This is a genomic window from Antribacter soli, assembly GCF_021568775.1.
Taxonomy (GTDB): domain Bacteria; phylum Actinomycetota; class Actinomycetes; order Actinomycetales; family Cellulomonadaceae; genus Antribacter; species Antribacter soli.
Genome location: NZ_JAKGSG010000011.1, coordinates 1 through 16,004, shown reverse-complemented (window position 1 = coordinate 16,004; position 16,004 = coordinate 1). Strand labels below are relative to the sequence as shown.

The 16,004-nt window shown below is 70.1% G+C and carries 17 protein-coding genes and 1 pseudogene; 4 read left to right on the top strand and 14 right to left on the bottom strand.

From position 1 onward, the window contains the following. Nucleotides 1-71: 71 nt before the first annotated feature. The 7 genes and pseudogenes from L1785_RS22675 to L1785_RS02865 form a co-directional block, all read right to left on the bottom strand. Nucleotides 72-227: pseudogene (locus L1785_RS22675) on the bottom strand (hypothetical protein); the annotation flags it as partial. After that, the gene (locus L1785_RS02890) at nt 188-463 is read right to left on the bottom strand and encodes a nuclear transport factor 2 family protein (RefSeq protein WP_236087631.1); all 276 of its coding nucleotides are present in this window, start codon (nt 461-463) and stop codon (nt 188-190) included. The pseudogene L1785_RS22675 and the gene L1785_RS02890, both read right to left, overlap by 40 nt. A gap of 109 nt (nt 464-572) precedes the next feature. Next, a complete protein-coding gene (locus L1785_RS02885) occupies nt 573-1,088 on the bottom strand; it encodes a flavodoxin family protein (RefSeq protein WP_236087630.1) in 516 nt (171 codons plus the stop codon). Nucleotides 1,089-1,368: 280 nt separating this feature from the next. Continuing rightward, nucleotides 1,369-2,553: an NAD(P)/FAD-dependent oxidoreductase gene (locus tag L1785_RS02880; RefSeq protein WP_236087629.1), complete on the bottom strand. Its 1,185-nt coding sequence runs from the start codon at nt 2,551-2,553 to the stop codon at nt 1,369-1,371. After that, entirely contained in the window at nt 2,550-2,753 is a 204-nt protein-coding gene (locus L1785_RS02875; RefSeq protein ID WP_236087628.1) for a ferredoxin, read from the bottom strand. The genes L1785_RS02880 and L1785_RS02875 overlap by 4 nt, the downstream gene beginning before the upstream one ends. Nucleotides 2,754-2,790: 37 nt before the next feature. Then, the gene (locus L1785_RS02870; RefSeq protein WP_236087627.1) at nt 2,791-4,032 is read right to left on the bottom strand and encodes a cytochrome P450; all 1,242 of its coding nucleotides are present in this window, start codon (nt 4,030-4,032) and stop codon (nt 2,791-2,793) included. A 160-nt stretch (nt 4,033-4,192) separates the two neighbouring features. Beyond that, nucleotides 4,193-4,912 carry a response regulator transcription factor gene (locus L1785_RS02865; protein WP_236087626.1) on the bottom strand — a complete coding sequence of 240 codons (720 nt, stop codon included), beginning with the start codon at nt 4,910-4,912 and terminating at the stop codon, nt 4,193-4,195. A 290-nt stretch (nt 4,913-5,202) separates the two neighbouring features. Here L1785_RS02865 and L1785_RS02860 point away from each other — a divergent pair, with 290 nt between their 5' ends. From L1785_RS02860 to L1785_RS02850, 3 genes are all read left to right on the top strand, one after another. Next, the gene (locus L1785_RS02860; RefSeq protein ID WP_236087625.1) at nt 5,203-5,649 is read left to right on the top strand and encodes a hypothetical protein; all 447 of its coding nucleotides are present in this window, start codon (nt 5,203-5,205) and stop codon (nt 5,647-5,649) included. Next, entirely contained in the window at nt 5,633-6,730 is a 1,098-nt protein-coding gene (locus tag L1785_RS02855; protein WP_236087624.1) for a fatty acid desaturase family protein, read from the top strand. Before L1785_RS02860 ends, L1785_RS02855 begins: the two co-directional genes overlap by 17 nt. Nucleotides 6,731-6,838: 108 nt before the next feature. Continuing rightward, a complete protein-coding gene (locus tag L1785_RS02850) occupies nt 6,839-7,192 on the top strand; it encodes a LapA family protein (protein WP_236087623.1) in 354 nt (117 codons plus the stop codon). A 226-nt stretch (nt 7,193-7,418) separates the two neighbouring features. Here L1785_RS02850 and L1785_RS02845 read toward each other — a convergent pair whose 3' ends face one another. The 4 genes from L1785_RS02845 to L1785_RS02830 are packed head-to-tail and all read right to left on the bottom strand — an operon-like array spanning nt 7,419 to nt 12,790. Continuing rightward, nucleotides 7,419-8,774 carry an ABC transporter substrate-binding protein gene (locus tag L1785_RS02845; RefSeq protein WP_372461775.1) on the bottom strand — a complete coding sequence of 452 codons (1,356 nt, stop codon included), beginning with the start codon at nt 8,772-8,774 and terminating at the stop codon, nt 7,419-7,421. A 31-nt stretch (nt 8,775-8,805) separates the two neighbouring features. Next, a complete protein-coding gene (locus L1785_RS02840; RefSeq protein WP_236087622.1) occupies nt 8,806-9,702 on the bottom strand; it encodes a carbohydrate ABC transporter permease in 897 nt (298 codons plus the stop codon). Next, nucleotides 9,702-10,640, bottom strand: coding sequence for a carbohydrate ABC transporter permease (locus L1785_RS02835; protein WP_236087621.1), 939 nt, complete (start codon nt 10,638-10,640; stop codon nt 9,702-9,704). Before L1785_RS02835 ends, L1785_RS02840 begins: the two co-directional genes overlap by 1 nt. Further along, complete coding sequence (locus L1785_RS02830) at nt 10,637-12,790, bottom strand: beta-galactosidase (RefSeq protein ID WP_236087620.1); 2,154 nt, start codon at nt 12,788-12,790, stop codon at nt 10,637-10,639. The genes L1785_RS02835 and L1785_RS02830 overlap by 4 nt, the downstream gene beginning before the upstream one ends. A 166-nt stretch (nt 12,791-12,956) precedes the next feature. On the opposite strand from L1785_RS02830, the gene L1785_RS02825 reads away from it, so the two are divergent. Further along, on the top strand, nt 12,957-14,063 hold the full coding sequence (locus L1785_RS02825; protein WP_236087619.1) for a LacI family DNA-binding transcriptional regulator: 1,107 nt from the start codon (nt 12,957-12,959) through the stop codon (nt 14,061-14,063). Between the two features lie 119 nt (nt 14,064-14,182). Here the strand turns inward: L1785_RS02825 and L1785_RS02820 are convergent, their stop codons facing one another. The 3 genes from L1785_RS02820 to L1785_RS02810 form a co-directional block, all read right to left on the bottom strand. Then, the gene (locus L1785_RS02820; RefSeq protein ID WP_236087618.1) at nt 14,183-14,332 is read right to left on the bottom strand and encodes a hypothetical protein; all 150 of its coding nucleotides are present in this window, start codon (nt 14,330-14,332) and stop codon (nt 14,183-14,185) included. Between the two features lie 154 nt (nt 14,333-14,486). Beyond that, nucleotides 14,487-15,221, bottom strand: a complete 735-nt coding sequence (locus L1785_RS02815; protein ID WP_236087617.1) for an SRPBCC family protein — start codon at nt 15,219-15,221, stop codon at nt 14,487-14,489. Next, nucleotides 15,218-15,823 carry an ArsR/SmtB family transcription factor gene (locus L1785_RS02810; protein ID WP_236087616.1) on the bottom strand — a complete coding sequence of 202 codons (606 nt, stop codon included), beginning with the start codon at nt 15,821-15,823 and terminating at the stop codon, nt 15,218-15,220. The genes L1785_RS02815 and L1785_RS02810 overlap by 4 nt, the downstream gene beginning before the upstream one ends. Nucleotides 15,824-16,004: the final 181 nt, after the last annotated feature.

Below are 16,004 nucleotides of genomic sequence, written 5' to 3'. Positions count from 1 at the left end.
CGACGACGAGGGAGCGTGCTCATGAGCACGATGCCCCGGAGGTCGCGCCGGATCGTGCGCAGCGACGTCGTGAGGCTCTCCCAGAAGAGCATGACCGGCAGGAACAGGAGCAGGACCATCTCGGGCTCCAGCTCGATCTCCCGCAGTGCCGGCACGAACCCGAGCGCGAGCCCGAAGACCAGGAGGATCAGCGGTGCGGCGATGCGCAGGCGCGGGGCCAGAGCCACGCCGGCGAAGACGGTGATGCCATCTCGCCCGACCGGACGTCGGCGAGCCACTGCTCCTTCGACTGCACGGTGCCGGTCATGTGGGTCAGCGTGAAGCCGTCCGCCAGCAGGCGGCCGAGCGCGTCGGCGTCGCCGGCGACCATGGCCCGGCACTGCGCTGCGTAGCTCGCGCGGAGCGCCGCCACGTGGTCGGCTCCCGCCTCGCCGGCCGCGCGGGCGTCGTCGTCCGCGGTCATGGAGTGCTCCTTCGAGGGATCAGGGATGGTGCACCCCCATGATCGGAGCCAGGACGCCTGCCGTACCAGGTACTGCCATACCCTCCCTCACGTGTGCGGCCGCCGCCCGTCAGCGGCCGCGCATCTCCTCGACCGCCTCGGCGAGGTGCTCGCCCCACGCTCGGGCACGCGCCTCCTCGTCGGGCAGGAGCGGCCCCTCCGTGTCGGCGACGTAGAACGACTCCGCGCTCCCCACGGTGCGCAGCCCCCGACGGCGCAGTGCGCGCTCCGCCGCGCGTGCCGCGGAGCCGGGCAGGTGCCGCACGCCGTTGATGCGGGTGTCGAAGGTGGCGTAGCGGCCACCGCCGTCGGCGGGCAGCGTCCCGATCCACTCACGGATTCCGGTGCCCTCGTGCGGCGCTCCGCGCTTCTCGGCGTCGTCGCGGGTCTGCGGCCTGCTCATGCTGAAGGCGTGCGTCGGGCCGCCGACGACGACCAGCGTGTCCGGGTCCTGGCCACGCACGGCGGCCGGGTCGTCGACCGAGACGACGCGTACGGGCATGTGCCGCGCGATGCCGTCCCCGATCGCGCGGGCGATGGTGGCTGTGTTGCCGAAGCTGCTCTCGTAGACGATGACCGCGTCCATGGTGGTGAACCTCTCTCCTGTGCCGAGGATGATCTCCCTCCCAGATCACTCCCCGGGGCTCACGCCCGGCAGAGGCAGGCGGCCCGATTGCCGGGGGACTTAGGTCCCTCGGCGGGTCCGCCTTGGACGAACCGTGCCGACCAGGACCTGGGTTGCGGTAAGGGACGGCTTTCCGCAACCCAGGTCCTGGTCGGCGCGTCCCCTGACGACGGTCAGCCGGACCAGCGCGCGCCCGGCGAGCGCCGTCGGCGGACGCCGACCGGCGCCGGCCTCGCCGTCGTCAGACCACGGCGAGACCGCCGGGTCCCGCGACGACGTCACGCCACGGGGCGCCGCCTGCCACGGCGTTTCGCCAGGTGCGCAGCACCCGCGGAGGCATACCGACGGTGAGCACGCCCGCGAGGCGGTCGGCGGTCCGGTACGCAGCGACGAACCGGCGCTCGGCAAGGTCGCCCTCGACGATCTCGACGGCGTCGTGCCCGCGCAGGTAGCCGTACGCCTGGACCTTCATCTCGTACTGGTCGGACCAGAAGTACGGCACGGGCGCGAACGGTCGCGGCGCGTCGGGACTCAGGAGGTTCCGGGCAACCGCCAGCCCCTGCTCGGAGGCGTTCGTGCGGTGCTCGATGCGCATCGACACGCCGAACGACGGATGGTCCCACCGGGCGACGTCACCTGCTCCGTACACGCCGGGCGCGGCCCGGCAGGTCGCGTCGCACACGAGCCCGTCCGCGACCGGCAGGCCGCTGCCTTCCAGCCACTCGGTGTTGGGGACGGAGCCGATCGCGGTGAGCACGTCGTCCGCCTCCACCATCGTGCTGTCGGCGAGCTCGACCCCTTCGGGGTGCACGGCGACGACCCCGACGCCGGTGCGCAGGTCGACGCCGTGCTCGACGTGCGCTCGGCTGAGCACCTCACCGACGACCGCACCGACGGCGTGCGCGAGCGGAACGGAAGCCGGCTCGATGAGCGTCACCTCACAACCGAGGCCGCGCGCGACGGCGGTGACCTCCGCACCGAGGAACCCTGCGCCGACGACGGCGAGCCGGCGGCCCGGCCGCAGGCGCTCACGCAGGGCGAGCGCGTCCTGCTGGGTCCGCAGGACGTGGGCCGTCGCACCGGGCAACCTGCGCGGGCGCACTCCGGTCGCCACGACGAGCGCGTCATAGGCGAGCTGCTCCCCGGTGTCCGTCGCGACCGTCCGCGCGGCCGTGTCCACCCCCGTCGCGGTGACGCCGAGACGTAGGTCGAGCCCCAGGGCGTCGACATCGGCCGCTGGCCGGAGGGGGAGCCGGTCCGGCTCCCACTCTCCGCTGAGGATCTGCTTCGACAGCGGCGGGCGGTCGTAGGGCAGGTGCACCTCGGCACCCACCACCGTGATCCCCCCGGCGTACCCCTCGCGACGCAGGGCCTCGGCGGTGGTCAGCCCGGCCGCGGACGCCCCGACGACGACGACGCGGTTCACCCCTCGACCAGCCGCAACGCCGCCGCCGGACAGATGGCGACGGCCTCGCGCACGTCGTCCAGCAGGTCGTCGGCCGGCGACTCGTCGAGGATCACGGCCACGCCGTCGTCGTCGCGCTGGTCGAACACGTCCGGGGCCACGACCGCGCACTGCCCCGACGCCACACACCTGGGCTCGTCGAGCTCGACATGAAAGGTCATCAGATCTTCTCCAGGAGAGTTGGGATGGACGAGAAAGTCACCAGGTGACCGGCAGCGAGCGCAGCCCGTAAGCGACGCCCTCGAAGGCGAACTCGATCTCGTCAGGCGGCACAGCAAGCCGCAGGGTGGGGATCCGCCGGTACAGCGTGCTGTAGACCACCTGCAGCTCGACGCGCGCCAGGGTCTGGCCCAGGCACTGGTGCGCACCGTAGCCGAAAGCGTGGTGGTGCCGGGCCGACCGGGTCAGGTCGAGACGGTCGGGCTCCGCAAACTCCTCGGGGTCCCAGTTCGCCGCCGAGAGGTCGAGGATCACCCCGTCGCCGGCCTTGATCACCTCGCCGCCGATCGCGATGTCCTCCAGCGCGATGCGCCGGACGCCGGTGTGCACGATCGTGAGGTAGCGCAGGAGCTCCTCGACCGCGGCCGCCACGGCCTTCGGGCTCTCTGCGCCGCGCAGGGCGTCGAGCTGGTCCGGGTTCTGGAGGAGCACGAGGGTGCCGAGCGAGATCATGTTCGCCGACGTCTCGTGCCCCGCGATGAGGATGGCCACGCCCATGATGACCGCCTCCATGCGCGCCATCTCGCCGGCGGTCACCTTCGCGGCCAGCTCGGAGAGCACGTCGTCCTCGGGCTCGGCCATCTTGCGGTCGATCAGCTCGCCGAGGTAGCCCGCGAGCGCACCGCTGGCGGCGGCCACCTCCTCCTCGGTGGCGGTGTGGCTCACCGTGACGTTGCTGTTGCGCTGGAAGAACTCGTGGTCGTCGTACGGAACGCCGAGAAGCTCGGAGATCACCAGCGTCGGCACCGGCAGGCCGAGGGCCTTGACCAGGTCGACCGGCCCGTTGCCGGCGAGCATGGTGTCGATGAGGTCGTCGACGATCTTCTGGATCGACCGACGGAGCGCCTCGACGCGCTTGACGGAGAACGGCATGTTGACCATGCGGCGCAGCCGGGTGTGCTCCGGGGCGTCGGTGTTGGTGATCAGTGGCGGGGTGTGCTTGGCCGTCTCGGAGCGGCCGCGGGTCATGTGCGGGAAGCCCGGAAGCGTCTCGTCGATGCTGAGGCGCGGGTCCGTCAGCAGCGCGTGCTGGTCCGCGTACCGGGTGACCAGCCAGGGCGTGCTGCCGTCCCAGATCTGGACCTTCGTCACCGGCCGTTCGGAGGTCTTCGTCCGCACCTCGGCCGGCGGGTTGAACGGGCAGCGGGCGTCGCGTGCGGCGGGGTAGCCGGTGATGTGCGGCATCGGGTGCGCCGCGTCCGTGAGCACGGTGTCGGTCATCAGGACTCCTTCATCAGTAGGTCCTACCAGGCGTGTCGCCTGCGAGCCGAGGGCTGGACGAGCCCCTGCGGCGCAGCTGGTCCAGCACATCAGGGCCGGCTGACGCAGCCCGGACGGGTCCCTGACAGGAACCTGACGTGGCGCAGGTCACACGGCAGCGTCAGCGCGCGGCCCGGGTGAGCGAGTAGCCGAACCCGCGGTGCGTGCGGATCAGCGCCGGGCCGGACGCATCCACCTTCTGGCGCAGGCGCGAGACGAGTCGCTCGATCGCGTTGTCGCCGCGCAGCTCGCCCCACACGCCCCGGGCGATCTGCTCCTTGGACAGCACGGTCCCGGCGTTCAGCACCAGCTCCCACAGGAGCCGGTACTCGGCGGGGCTGAGGTCGAGCTCGCGTTCACCCCGCCAGGCGCGAAAGGTGGCGCCGTCCAGACGCAGGTCGCCATGGTTCAGCACGCGCCGGCGGCCGCCGGCGACCCGGTCCCGCAAGAGCAGACGGACCCGCACAAGCAGGTCGGCGATGCGGAACGGTTTGCTGAGGTAGTCGTGTCCGCTGATGCCGACCTCGGACGCGACGGTCTCGAGGAGCGTGTCCGGCACGAGGAACAGCACGGCGGGTGCGCCGACGTCGGACAGCGGCCGCCGCGGGATCCGACGCAGCCCGGGCAGGCTCGTGTCGATCACGGCGAGGTCGAACAGCTCGTCGAGCATGCGCTCGAGCCCGGACGCGCCGCTGCTCACCTGGTCGACCTCGTAGCCAGCCAGGCCCAGGGTCGGTGTCACCAGGTCGAGCACGGCGTCGTCGTCGGCGATGACCAGAACTCGAGCCCCCTGCCCGTGAGCCGAGGGGCCCACGTCCGTGCCGCGGTCACGAGCGGACAATGCTGACTCCTCGAGAACGGACATATCTGGCGGGACCGAACCTATCTATTCCTGGCGGCGGAACTGACGTCGCGTGTGGGCGCGCCGTCGATGGCACCGCGGATGGCGGGGATACCGGGGACCTTCCTTTCCAGGTGGGCTCCGGCACCGCAAGAATGCCCTGGTGAGCGGCCCGCGCCGTCGGCCCAGCGTCGTCATCGTTCCTGCTGCGGAAGCAGTACGCGGGCAGCCTCGAGTCGTGCGACGACGGACGTGAGGCGACGAACCGGCTTTGGTGATCGGATGTAGCCATGGACGTCTCCACGCCATCTCCTTCCGAGACACCGCACGACCCCGCCTTGCACCTGCGCGGTGTTCTTGACACCGCCTTGCCCCCGGAGCTGGGCACGACGAAGGCTCCCGACCGGTACACCGTCGCAGCGGTCTTCAACCGTCGCGTCCTTCCCCAGGAGCAGGCGCTCATCGAGCAGCCTTCCGTAAGCCGGCTGCTGGCCGATCGGGGATACGAGGGAATCCAGCTCGCGGTCGCCGACCGCCGGCTGCTGATCGAGAACACGAACCTGGCGATGCTCGAGAGCGGGCTGGCCGGCGAGATCGCCGCGGTGCTGCGAGGTGTCAACGAGGAGATCACGGCAGAGCGGACGCGGCAGGCCGCCGAGGCTGACGAGTGGCGGGCGGGAGAAGCTCGCCGCGCGGCCGCCGTGAAGGTCGAGGCCGAGCGTGTCCGCTTCGAGTGAGCACCCCCTGGTCGGAGCCAGGTCTGAACGCGTGCGTCCGGCCGCGCGACGGGTGACGAACGACTACTCGGTCCTCGCCCGCGTCGTCCGCGAGTCCGGCCTGCTACGACGGCGCCTCGGCTACTACTGGACGCGGTTCGTTCTCACGGCCGCCGCTCTGGCGTGCGTATGGGTCTGGGTCGTGCTGCTCGGTGAGTCGTGGTGGCAGCTGGCCCTCGCGGCAGCGATGGCGTTCGTCCTGGCCCAGCTGGCGTTCCTCGGGCACGACACCGCGCACCGGCAGGTCTTCCGTTCGCGGGCGTGGAACGACTGGGCAGCGCGCATCCTGGCGAACGCGTTCGTGGGGCTGAGCTACAGCTGGTGGACGACGAAGCACAACGCGCACCACAGCGCCCCGAACCAGGAGGGTCAGGACCCGGACATCGCACCGGGGGTCATCGCGTTCACTCGCGCCGTCCTGGCCAGCCGCCGGGGCTGGCGGGGTTGGTTTGCCCGCCGTCAGGGTTGGTTCTTCCTTCCCCTCCTCACGCTCGAGGGCCTCAACCTCCACGTCAAGAGCGTACGGACGGTCCTGGGCCGGGAACCGTTGCCCCATCGCTGGGTCGAGGCGCCCCTCCTGCTCACGCGACTCGCCCTGTATGTCGGCGTTCTCGTCGTCCTGCTGCCACCCGGGCTCGCGATCGCGTTCCTCGGCGTGCAGCTCGCCGTCTTCGGTGTGCTCCTGGGCGGCGCCTTCGCCCCGAACCACAAGGGGATGCCGATCGTCCCTGCCGACGCCGAGGTCGACTTCCTCCGCAGGCAGGTGCTCATGTCCCGCAACATCCGCGGAGGCTGGCTGATCGACCTTCTGATGGGCGGGCTGAACCGGCAGATCGAGCACCACCTGTTCCCCAGCATGCCCCGGCCCAACCTCAAGCGTGCTCAGCCCCTCGTGCGTGAATACTGTTCCCAGCTCGGCGTGAACTACACCGAGGTCGGCTTCTTCACGTCCTACCGGATCGTGATCGCGTACCTGAACGACGTGGAGCACCGCGCCCGGGATCCCTTCACGTGTCCGGTGGCTAGTCAGTACGGCCGCTGAACGCAGCTCACTCGCGCCGCAGGTACGGAGCGTAGAGTCGGAGTCATCCGAGGCAGACGCGCCCGAGCTGAGGTGCGCGGGCCCGGAAGCCCACCAAGGGAGGCCGCCATGGCCACCGATCCCATCGGGTCGACCACCAATGGAGACCCCGGCGCCGCAGGCTCCGGTCCTGACGCCGTACGCAGGGCCACCCGGTCCGCTCGTCGTCCGCCCCGGGCTACACGCACCCGAGCCGGCGCCGCATGGGTCGGGGTCTGCATCGCGGCCCTGCTCCTGATTGCCCTGATCATCTTCATGCTGCAGAACACCCAGCGGGTCCTGGTGTCGTTCCTCGGCATGCAGGGTTCCGTACCCCTCGCGCTCGCCCTCCTCATCGCGGGGATCGGCGTCGGCGTCGTCGCCCTGGTCATCGGCACCGTCCGCATCAGCCAGCTCCGACGCCGCATCTCGCACAGCTCCTGATCGGGCAACGCACGACGACCACCCTCCTTGGGGAGGGTGGTCGAGCGCGATGCGGCGTCAGCCCTTCAGGCGGCCGGTAGCCTCGGGCCCCATCACCCGGCCCTTGAGGCACTGGTCGCTGTCGGTGAGCTGGTTGCGCAGGACGGGATCCGCGCGTGACGCCGTCTGGCGTCACGCGTTCTCGACCACGGGGGCCGGCGTCGGTGCCGGCCCCCGGGTACGAGCGTCACTTGTTGACGCTGAAGCCCTGCGAGTCCCCGTAGGAGACGATCTGCTCCTGCCAGGCCTGCAGGCCGGCGTTGAGGTCACTGCTGGCCGTGTAGGCCGTGCCGACCGTATCGGGGAAGACGCTGTTGGCGTAGACCTGATACGGCAGGTACTGCCAGCCCGTGGCCACGTTCTTGGACGCATCGACGAGGACCTGGTTGATCTGCTGGCCGCCGAAGTACTCAGGGGCCTCCGCGAGGAACTCCGGGGAGTTCAGCTGTGCGGTGGTCGAGGGGAAGCCGCCGTTCTCCAGGAAGACGTTCACGCTCTCCTCGGAGCTGTTGAGCCAGCGCAGGAACGCCGCGGCGAGCGCCGGGTTCTCGCTCTGCTTGATGACCGACTGGGCGCTGCCGCCGTTCTCGGCCGTGATCGCGGAACCGTCGTAGCTCGGCAGGGGCGCGACGCGCCACTTGCCGGCTCCGTCAGGCACGGAGCCCTCCATGATGCCGGGCATCCACGCACCGCTGACGATCGTGGCCACGGTGCCGTCGCTCAGGGCCTTCCACCAGTCGTCGCTCCACGTGGGGATGTCCGCGAGCAGCCCGGGCTCGAGGAGCTGGTTCCACGTGTCGGCCCAGAGCTTGGTGCCCTCGTCCTGCAGGTTGACCGTCACGGTGGTGCCGTCGGTCTGGTAGGGACGGCCACCGGCCTGCCAGATGAGAGGCTGGGCGAAACCGGGGTCGCCGGCGTCGTTGGTGATGTACTTCGTCGGGTCCGCGGCGTGCAGCTTCTCGCCGGCGGCCACGTACTCGTCCCAGGTGGTGGGCACCGCGAGGCCGAACTGGTCGAAGATCTCCTGGTTGTACAGGAGGACCATGGGGCCGGAGTCCTGCGGCAGCCCGTAGATCGCGTCGCCGCCGGTCACGGCCGACCAGGTCGAGGCCGTGTAGGTGTCCTCCAGGTCGCCGAAGCCGTAGCCCGACAGGTCGAGCAGGCTCTCTGACAGCACGAACTGCTGCAGGGCGTAGTACTCGATCTGCGCGACGTCGGGGGCGCCCGAGCCGGCCTTGATGGCGTTCTGCAGCTTGGTGTACTCCTCGGTCGCGGTACCGGCGTTGACGACGGTCACCGTGACGTTGGGGTACTCCTCCATGAATGCCTCGGCCTGTGCCTCGCCGGAGGGGGTCCAGGTCCAGTAGGTGAGCTCGCCTCCTTCCTCGAGGGCGGCGTCGAGGTCGGCGGCCGAGCCGGCCGGGGCGGCGGCGCCCGGGCCGTCGCCGGAGCCACAGCCGGCGAGAGTCATGGCGGTCAGCGCCGCAGCGGCGAGGGCCGCCGCGGTCTTTCGGGTGGTGCGGGTTGACCTGGTCACGGTCACTCCATTTCACTTCGTCGTGGTGGGGATGGGGTTACTGCTTGACGCTCCCGGCGCTCAGGCCGGACTGCCAGAAACGCTGGAGGAACAGGAAGATCGCGACGATCGGGACGATCGTGATGAGGGAGCCGGTGACGACCAGGTTGAAGATCGGCTCGGCGCCGACCCCCGCCGCTTGCTCGCTCCACTGGTTGAGGCCGACGGTCAGCGGGTACCAGTCCGGGTCGCTGAGCATGATCAGCGGCAGGAAGTAGTTGTTCCAGGTCGCCACGATGGCGAACAGCGCCACGGTGACGATGCCGGGGGCCAGCAGCCGGATCGAGATCGTGAAGAAGGTCCGCAGCTCCCCCGCGCCGTCGAGGCGCGCCGCTTCGAGGAGCTCGGTCGGCACCGAGTCCACCGTGTACACCCAGATGAGGTACAGGCCGAACGGACTGATCAGCGAGGGGACGATGATCGCCCAGGGGGTGTTGGTCATGCCGAGCTGGCTGAACAGCAGGAAGGTCGGCACTGCCAGCGCGGTTCCCGGGACGGCGACGGCACCCAGGACGACGGCGAAGTAGGCGCTGCGGCCGGGGAACCTGAACTTCGCCAGGCCGTAGCCGGCCAGCGTGGCGAGCAGCGTCGCACCGCCGGCGCCGAGGCCTACGTAGAGCAGCGTGTTGCCGAGCCAGCGCACGAAGATGCCGTCGTCATAGGTGAAGGTCGCGACGACGTTGTCCCACAGCGCGAACGAGTGACCGAAGGAGAACCCGAACGTCGAGAACAGGTCCGGCTGGGTCTTGGTCGAGTTGATGACCAGCCACGCGATCGGCACGAGCGCGTAGACCAGGAACAACGCGGCCAGCAAGGTCATGGCGACCGACTTGCGTGGGCGCGTCACCGAGATACCTCGACGCGCCGCGGGGTGGATACGACGATTGATGGCCATCAGCGGTCCTCCTGACGGGTCCCGCGGATCTGAACCACGTAGGCGATCGCTGCCGTGATGACGCCCATGATGATCGCGACGGTGGCGGAGTAGTTGTACTGCTGTCCGGCGAACGACAGGTTGTAGGCGTACATGTTGGGCGTGAAGTGGCTGGTGATGACGTTGTTCGCCAGCGGCTTCAGGACGTTCGGCTCGTTGAACAGCTGGAAGCTGCCGATGATCGAGAAGATCGTCGCGATCACGATCGCGCCGCGTGCGGCGGGCAGCTTGATGGCCCTGATGACTTGCCAGGAGTTGGCTCCGTCAAGCTCGGCGGCCTCGTACAGCTCGGTCGGGATCGTCTTCAGGGCTGAATAGAAGATCACCATGTTGTAGCCGACGTACTCCCAGGTCACGATGTTGCCGATCGACACGGTGACCCAGCTCGGCGCAAACGGCTGGAGCACATCGCTCCCGAGCCAGTCGTTGATGCTGGCCGTCAGGCCGAAGTTGTCGCTGTACAGGAAGCCCCACATCAGGACGGCGACGACGGCCGGGACCGCGTAGGGCAGGAAGACCACGACCCGGAAGAGGCCGGTGGCGTACAGCCGGGCGCTGTCAATCGCCAGTGCCGCCGCCAGCGCGAGGAGCAGCATGACGGGGACCTCCACCAGCAGGAAGAGGAAGACTCTCCCGAACCCGTCCCAGAAGGCGGGGTCCTGGAACGCCGTCACGTAGTTGTCGAGACCGACGAACGAGTTGCCCCCGACCAGCCTGTTCTGGAACAGGCTCAGCCACACCGCGTACAGCAGCGGCGCCATGAAGGCGAAGAGGAAGACGACGGCGAACGGCCAGACGAAGAGCCACCCTCGCCAGTTCTTCTTCGGCTTCCTGATCGGGTGGGCGACGGTCGTCGGTTCCCGCGACGGCGGTGCGGCCAGTGGGACGGTGATACTCATCGGGCGGCCTCGGGCGTGTCGGTGGTGGACTCAGGCGCCGGTCGCTCGTCGACCAGCGTCCGGCAGCCCCACGGCCCGAGCGCGAGCTGCGCGCCGGCGGCGTAGGTCTGGTCGGTCGTCGCGTCCCGGACGTCGGTCGCGAGGACGAGGCTCGACTCGCCCCAGCCCCAGTTGAAGACGAACCAGGCGCGCCCTCCGTCGGGCAGGGTGCCCGAGGAGACGGTGACGGCCGGGCCGTGATCGCCGGCGAGCAGGTCACCGATGCGTCCCGGTACGGCCCAGCGCGCGACGGCGGACGCCAGCCCGGGCGACGGGACGGTGCCGACCGTCGTGACACGTCCGCTGCCGTGCGGATGGGTGACAACGGTGGGGAAGTCGCCGAAGCGCGGGTGCTTGTACGTGGCCAGGGCCTCCGCGCCATCAGAGATCAGCCCGTCGACCCACCGCTGGGCGGTGGCGTCCGCGTCCAGGACGAGCGGGCTGCCACCCGTGGCCACCACCTGGACGTCGGCGTCGAGGTTGGAGAACTCCTCGTACCAGACGCCGGCGGCGGCATGCAGCTGGTCGGGCGCCACCGCGACGCGGGCGCGTGCTTCCTCGTCGGCGTAGGCGGTGCGCGGCCCGAGGACGAGGTGACCGCCGGCCGCGGCGTACTCACGCAGCAGGCTCAGGTCGTCGTCGGTGGTGATGTACAGCCCGGCGGCGACGAGGACGGGGAAGCGGCGGGCGAGCTCATCCGCGCCCAAGGCGTGCGCCTGGGGCAGGTGCAGGATCCGCGCCTGCAGCCCGGCATCGACGACGCCGCGGTGGAAGGCGTCGACGATGTGCTCGTACGCCTGGTCGTCGGGCTGCCCGCCGGAAGCGAGCGGTGGCATGTACTGCATCGCGAAGCGGCTCGGCGTCGACCACAGGATCGCGACGTCGGCATCCGGCTCGTAGCCGTCGAGCGCCGACCCGAGCCGTTCCAGCTCTTCGCCGATCTGGGAGACCTCGCGGTAGACGCGGCCCGGGCGCAGGCTGTGCGGCAGCACGCCGCCCCAGTACGTCTCGGTGCCGTACGGGAGCGTGTGCCAGTGCCAGTACTCGATCATCGCCGCGCCGCGGGAGATGAACGCGTACGCGGCCTGCTTGAGCTGGCCGGGGTACGGCGGGAAGTTCGAGTCGGCGGTACCGATCGACTGGGCGTTGGTCTCGGTGACCAGGTAGCGCGCCTGCCTCGACGAGTAGAGCCGGTCGGCCTGCCGGAACAGGCCGGGGACGCCGGTCGTCGTCCAGTCGTTCGGCTGCGCGAGCTCCTTGGCGGTGTCGAGGTGGTCCTGCATCCCGTAGTAGGGATTGCCGGCGCTGACGTCCAGCCGCCGGCCCAGCTGCTCGTCGTCCAGGCCGCGGCGCGGGTACTGCAGGCAGGTGGTGACGAACTGGTCCGGGCTCCGGTACTCGTCGACGAGCCCGACCTGCCACGCGATGAAGTCGGTGGTCAGCTCGGCCTGGAACCGGCGCCAGGCCAGGTCGTACTGCGGGAAGCTGTTGCCGTCCGGGCGCCACAGCTGCGACCAGTCGCCGATCCGGTGCGACCAGTAGGTCAGGCCCCACTCGCGGTTGAGGGTCTCCACGTCGCCGTAGATCCCCTGCAGGTGGCGCACGAACCGGGTGAACACACCGTGGTTGTGGAACAGCTCGAGACCGGGCTCGTTGTCGACCTGGTAGCCGATGATCGCCGGGTGCTGCGCGTAGCGCTCCAGGATCGCGCGGACCACCCGTTCGGCGTGGAACAGGAACGCGGGGTGCGTGTAGTCGACCTCCTGACGAGCGCCCCACGGGATGCGCTCGCCCGTGCGCCGTTCGCCGGCGATCTCGGGATAGGCCGTCGACAGCCACGGCGGCACGGCGTACGTCGGAGTCCCGAGGATCGCTCGGATGCCGCGCTCGTGGGCGGCGTCGAGCACCGGAGCGAGCCAGTCGAGGTCCAGCTCGCCGTCACGCGGCTCCCACGTGGACCACACCGACTCCCCCACCCGGATGACGTTCATGCTCGCCGCCCGCATGAGGTCGAGGTCCTCGTGGGTGCGCTCGACGACGTGGTACTCGGGGTAGTACGCCACACCGAACAGCAGGCCGCTGGGCAGTCGGGCAGGGATTCGTGAGTCCATCGGGGCCGTTCACTCCATTGTCGAGGCGGGACGTGGACGGCACGCTAGCGTAGAATGTTACCGGTAACAAGAGGTGCTCGACATGTCGATGTTTCCGGCCACATCACCGGTGTCGGACCGGTAGCCTGAGGCCACCATCACAAGTGGCCCCCCTGGAGGAGGACTCATGCACCCGGACGCGGGCAGGACGCGAGCCGTCGATCCCGAACCGCGGGTGGAGGCGGCGGAAGGCGCACAAGAGCCGGCCACCCGGGCCTCTGCCGGTGCCCGTCCCGCGACGATCTACGACGTCGCGACCATGGCCGGCGTCTCTCACCAGACCGTCAGCAGGTACCTCAAGGGCTACGAAGGCATCCGGCCCGAGACGCGTGAGCGCGTCGTCCAGGCCCTGGACGCGCTCGACTACCGACCGAACCTCACGGCGCGCACCCTGACCACCGGGCGGTCGCACCGGATCGGCGCGCTCACGCACGAGCTGGACCAGTTCGGGCCGAGCCGGATCGTCCAAGGTGCGGCCGCCGCCGCGCGGGAGGCCGGGTACCTCCTGGACATCGTCACGCTGGACATGAGCGACGCCCGGGCGATCGCGAAGGCACTGTCCCTTGTCCGTCAGCACGACCTGGCGGGGATCCTGGCGTTCTCCTCCACCGACGAGATGACGCGCGCCTTCGAGGCGGCCGACTTCAAGGTGCCCGTCTACCTGGGCACCGAGGAGGACGACGCCTTCAGCGACAGGTCGGAGCTGACCAGCGTGGGCATCCCGGCGCTCGTCGGCCATCTGGCCGAGCTCGGGCACCGCCGGGTCCTGCACGTCGCCGGCCCGTCGAGGTGGGCGGCGGCCCGGAACCGTGCCCGGGCCTTCGAGGTGGCCGTCGACGCCCACGGGATGCGCTCGACCGGCGTGATCCACGGTGACTGGTCCGCGAGGTCCGGCCACGAGGCGATCGCCGGCCTGCCGGGCGAACGCCTGGACTTCACAGCGGTGGTCGCGGCCAACGACCAGATGGCGCTGGGGGTCATGCTGGCGCTCGCCGAGCGCGGGCTCCGCGTGCCGGAGGACGTGAGCGTCACCGGCGTCGACGACATCCCCGAGGCGGCCTACTTCTCGCCGCCGCTGACGACCCTGAGCGTCGACTTCGTCGAACAGGGACGAGTCGCGTTCCAGCAGCTGCTCGGACGCGTCGTCGGCACTCCCCCGCCGGACGCCGTCGCCCTGCCGTCACACCTGGTCGTGCGCCGCTCGACGGCGGCCGCGGCGAGGTCACTCAAATAAAACACCCGCGCCGACATGGCTGTGGTTTGGGCTTTGCCCCGCCTTTCCGCAACCCAGATCCTGGTCGGCGCGTCAGGTCACCCGGTCAGCCGGGCTGTCGCCACGCCCAACCAGAGCCGCTAGGCCCGGCTGCGTCCGACGAGAGCGAGGATCAGGCTCGCCACAAGGACGATCACGCCGATCCAGATGAGGAACTGGCCGATCTCCGTGGCAAACCCCAGGATCACCAGGGCCACGCCGACCAGAATGAGGATGAGCCACGCGGGCATGTCGACTCCTTCGTCGTGGCGGCGCACCGTTGCGCCGCGCTGTCTCGACATTCACTCCGTTTGTGCGTGCTCGCACGTCAGGAGGCCTGCGGTGGCCCTTCGGGGCGGGTCGTCCGCATCCGACGGCCGATGGTGACCGGCCGGTGTGCGGTGATCAGGCCGCGAGGCTGCCGAGCCACTTCTGCCACGCCTCGGTCTCGGTCGACCGGTCGCGGTCGTCGAAGTACTGCGCGGTCGCGCCGACCATGCCGTTGTAGCCGTGGATCAGCCCGTAGATCGCGTCGTCGGTACGCATGCCCACGAAGCTCGACGGGATCACGAACTCGATGGTGCCGTCGACCGGCTCGATCCCGGGCACGCTGAGCCGGGCGGGCTGACCGTCCGTCGCGTTCGCGCCGGCCCCGATCGCCGCTGTCATGGCTGCCCACGCGTCCTCGATGATCGGCCCGGGCAGGAACAGCGACTCCGTCGCGGTGCGCGGTGCGAAGTGCTTCAGGTAGACGGCGAGCTTCTTCATGTGGGCCCGGTCGCCGACGGACAGGCCGTTGTACTCGGCCTCCCAGTCCTCGCCGAGGAGACCACTGTGCACCACGCGAACCACCGAGCCGCCACCGTCTCGCGCCTCGATGAGCCACTCGTAGGCGGTGAACGTGCCGTCCGGGTTCTGGTCCTCGTGCCATGCGTAGCGGTGACCGGGTTCCCAGACCGTGATGGTGCCGGTGGACACCTCGCCGAACATGGCGAACCTGATGGACCTGCTGGCGCTGTCGATCTCTGTGCGCCCCATGAGCCAGGAGTCGACTCCCGGCCCCGCCGCGATCGCCTCCCACACCTCGTCCGGCGTGGCGTCGACGGTGAACTCGTTGCGTACCTCGAATGGATGGGTCATGGCTGCTGTTCCTTTGCTGGCGGGTCGGCGTCTTCGGTGATGGTCGGGTGCACCGCGACGATCAGGCGGTGCGGCCGACCGGTTTCGGCGTGGTACTTGCTGACGAGCTCGGTGACCGCGTCCGTGAGCTCAGCCAAGAACGCGGCGCGATCAGCCGGCTTCGCGAACCGCACTTCGGCATCGAGCCCGAACGTGGCGAGCGGCTTCTTGGCCCGCGCCGCCCCGTTGACGAGCGCGCCCGTCTCCCGAACGAGCCGCGCGGCGAGCGCGAGCAGCCAGCGCGAGGACAGCCGATCGGGCGACCGGGCCGGATCGGGCGCGACCGCGGCGAGCGCGGCCGGCGAGATCACGTAGGCCGCAGCGGAAGCCCGCACGACCCGCTCGGTCATGTTGCCCTTGCGACGCTCATCGACCAGCTCCACCAGACCGTGCTGCTCAAGGGTCTTGACGTGGTAGTTGACCTTCTGCCGAGCAAGCCCGAGCCGCGCCGCGAGTGTGGTCGCGGTGTGTGGCTCGGCCAGCTCCGCGAGGATCCGAGCCCGGATCGGATCGAGCGAGACCTCCGCGGCTGCGGCATCCTCGATCACTGCGACATCTTGCATGCCACAACGCTGTCACCGACAAATCTTGTTGTCAAGACCGAAAGAACCGTCTGGACGAATCTTCTTTCCTGGACGGCGTCGGGCCGCCGCGGTGGACCACCCCCGCGACAGCCCGCCGCGCGGTCCGCTAGGAACCCGCGCCTGCGGCCGCCACCGCCAGCCAGCTGATCACGGGTGCCTC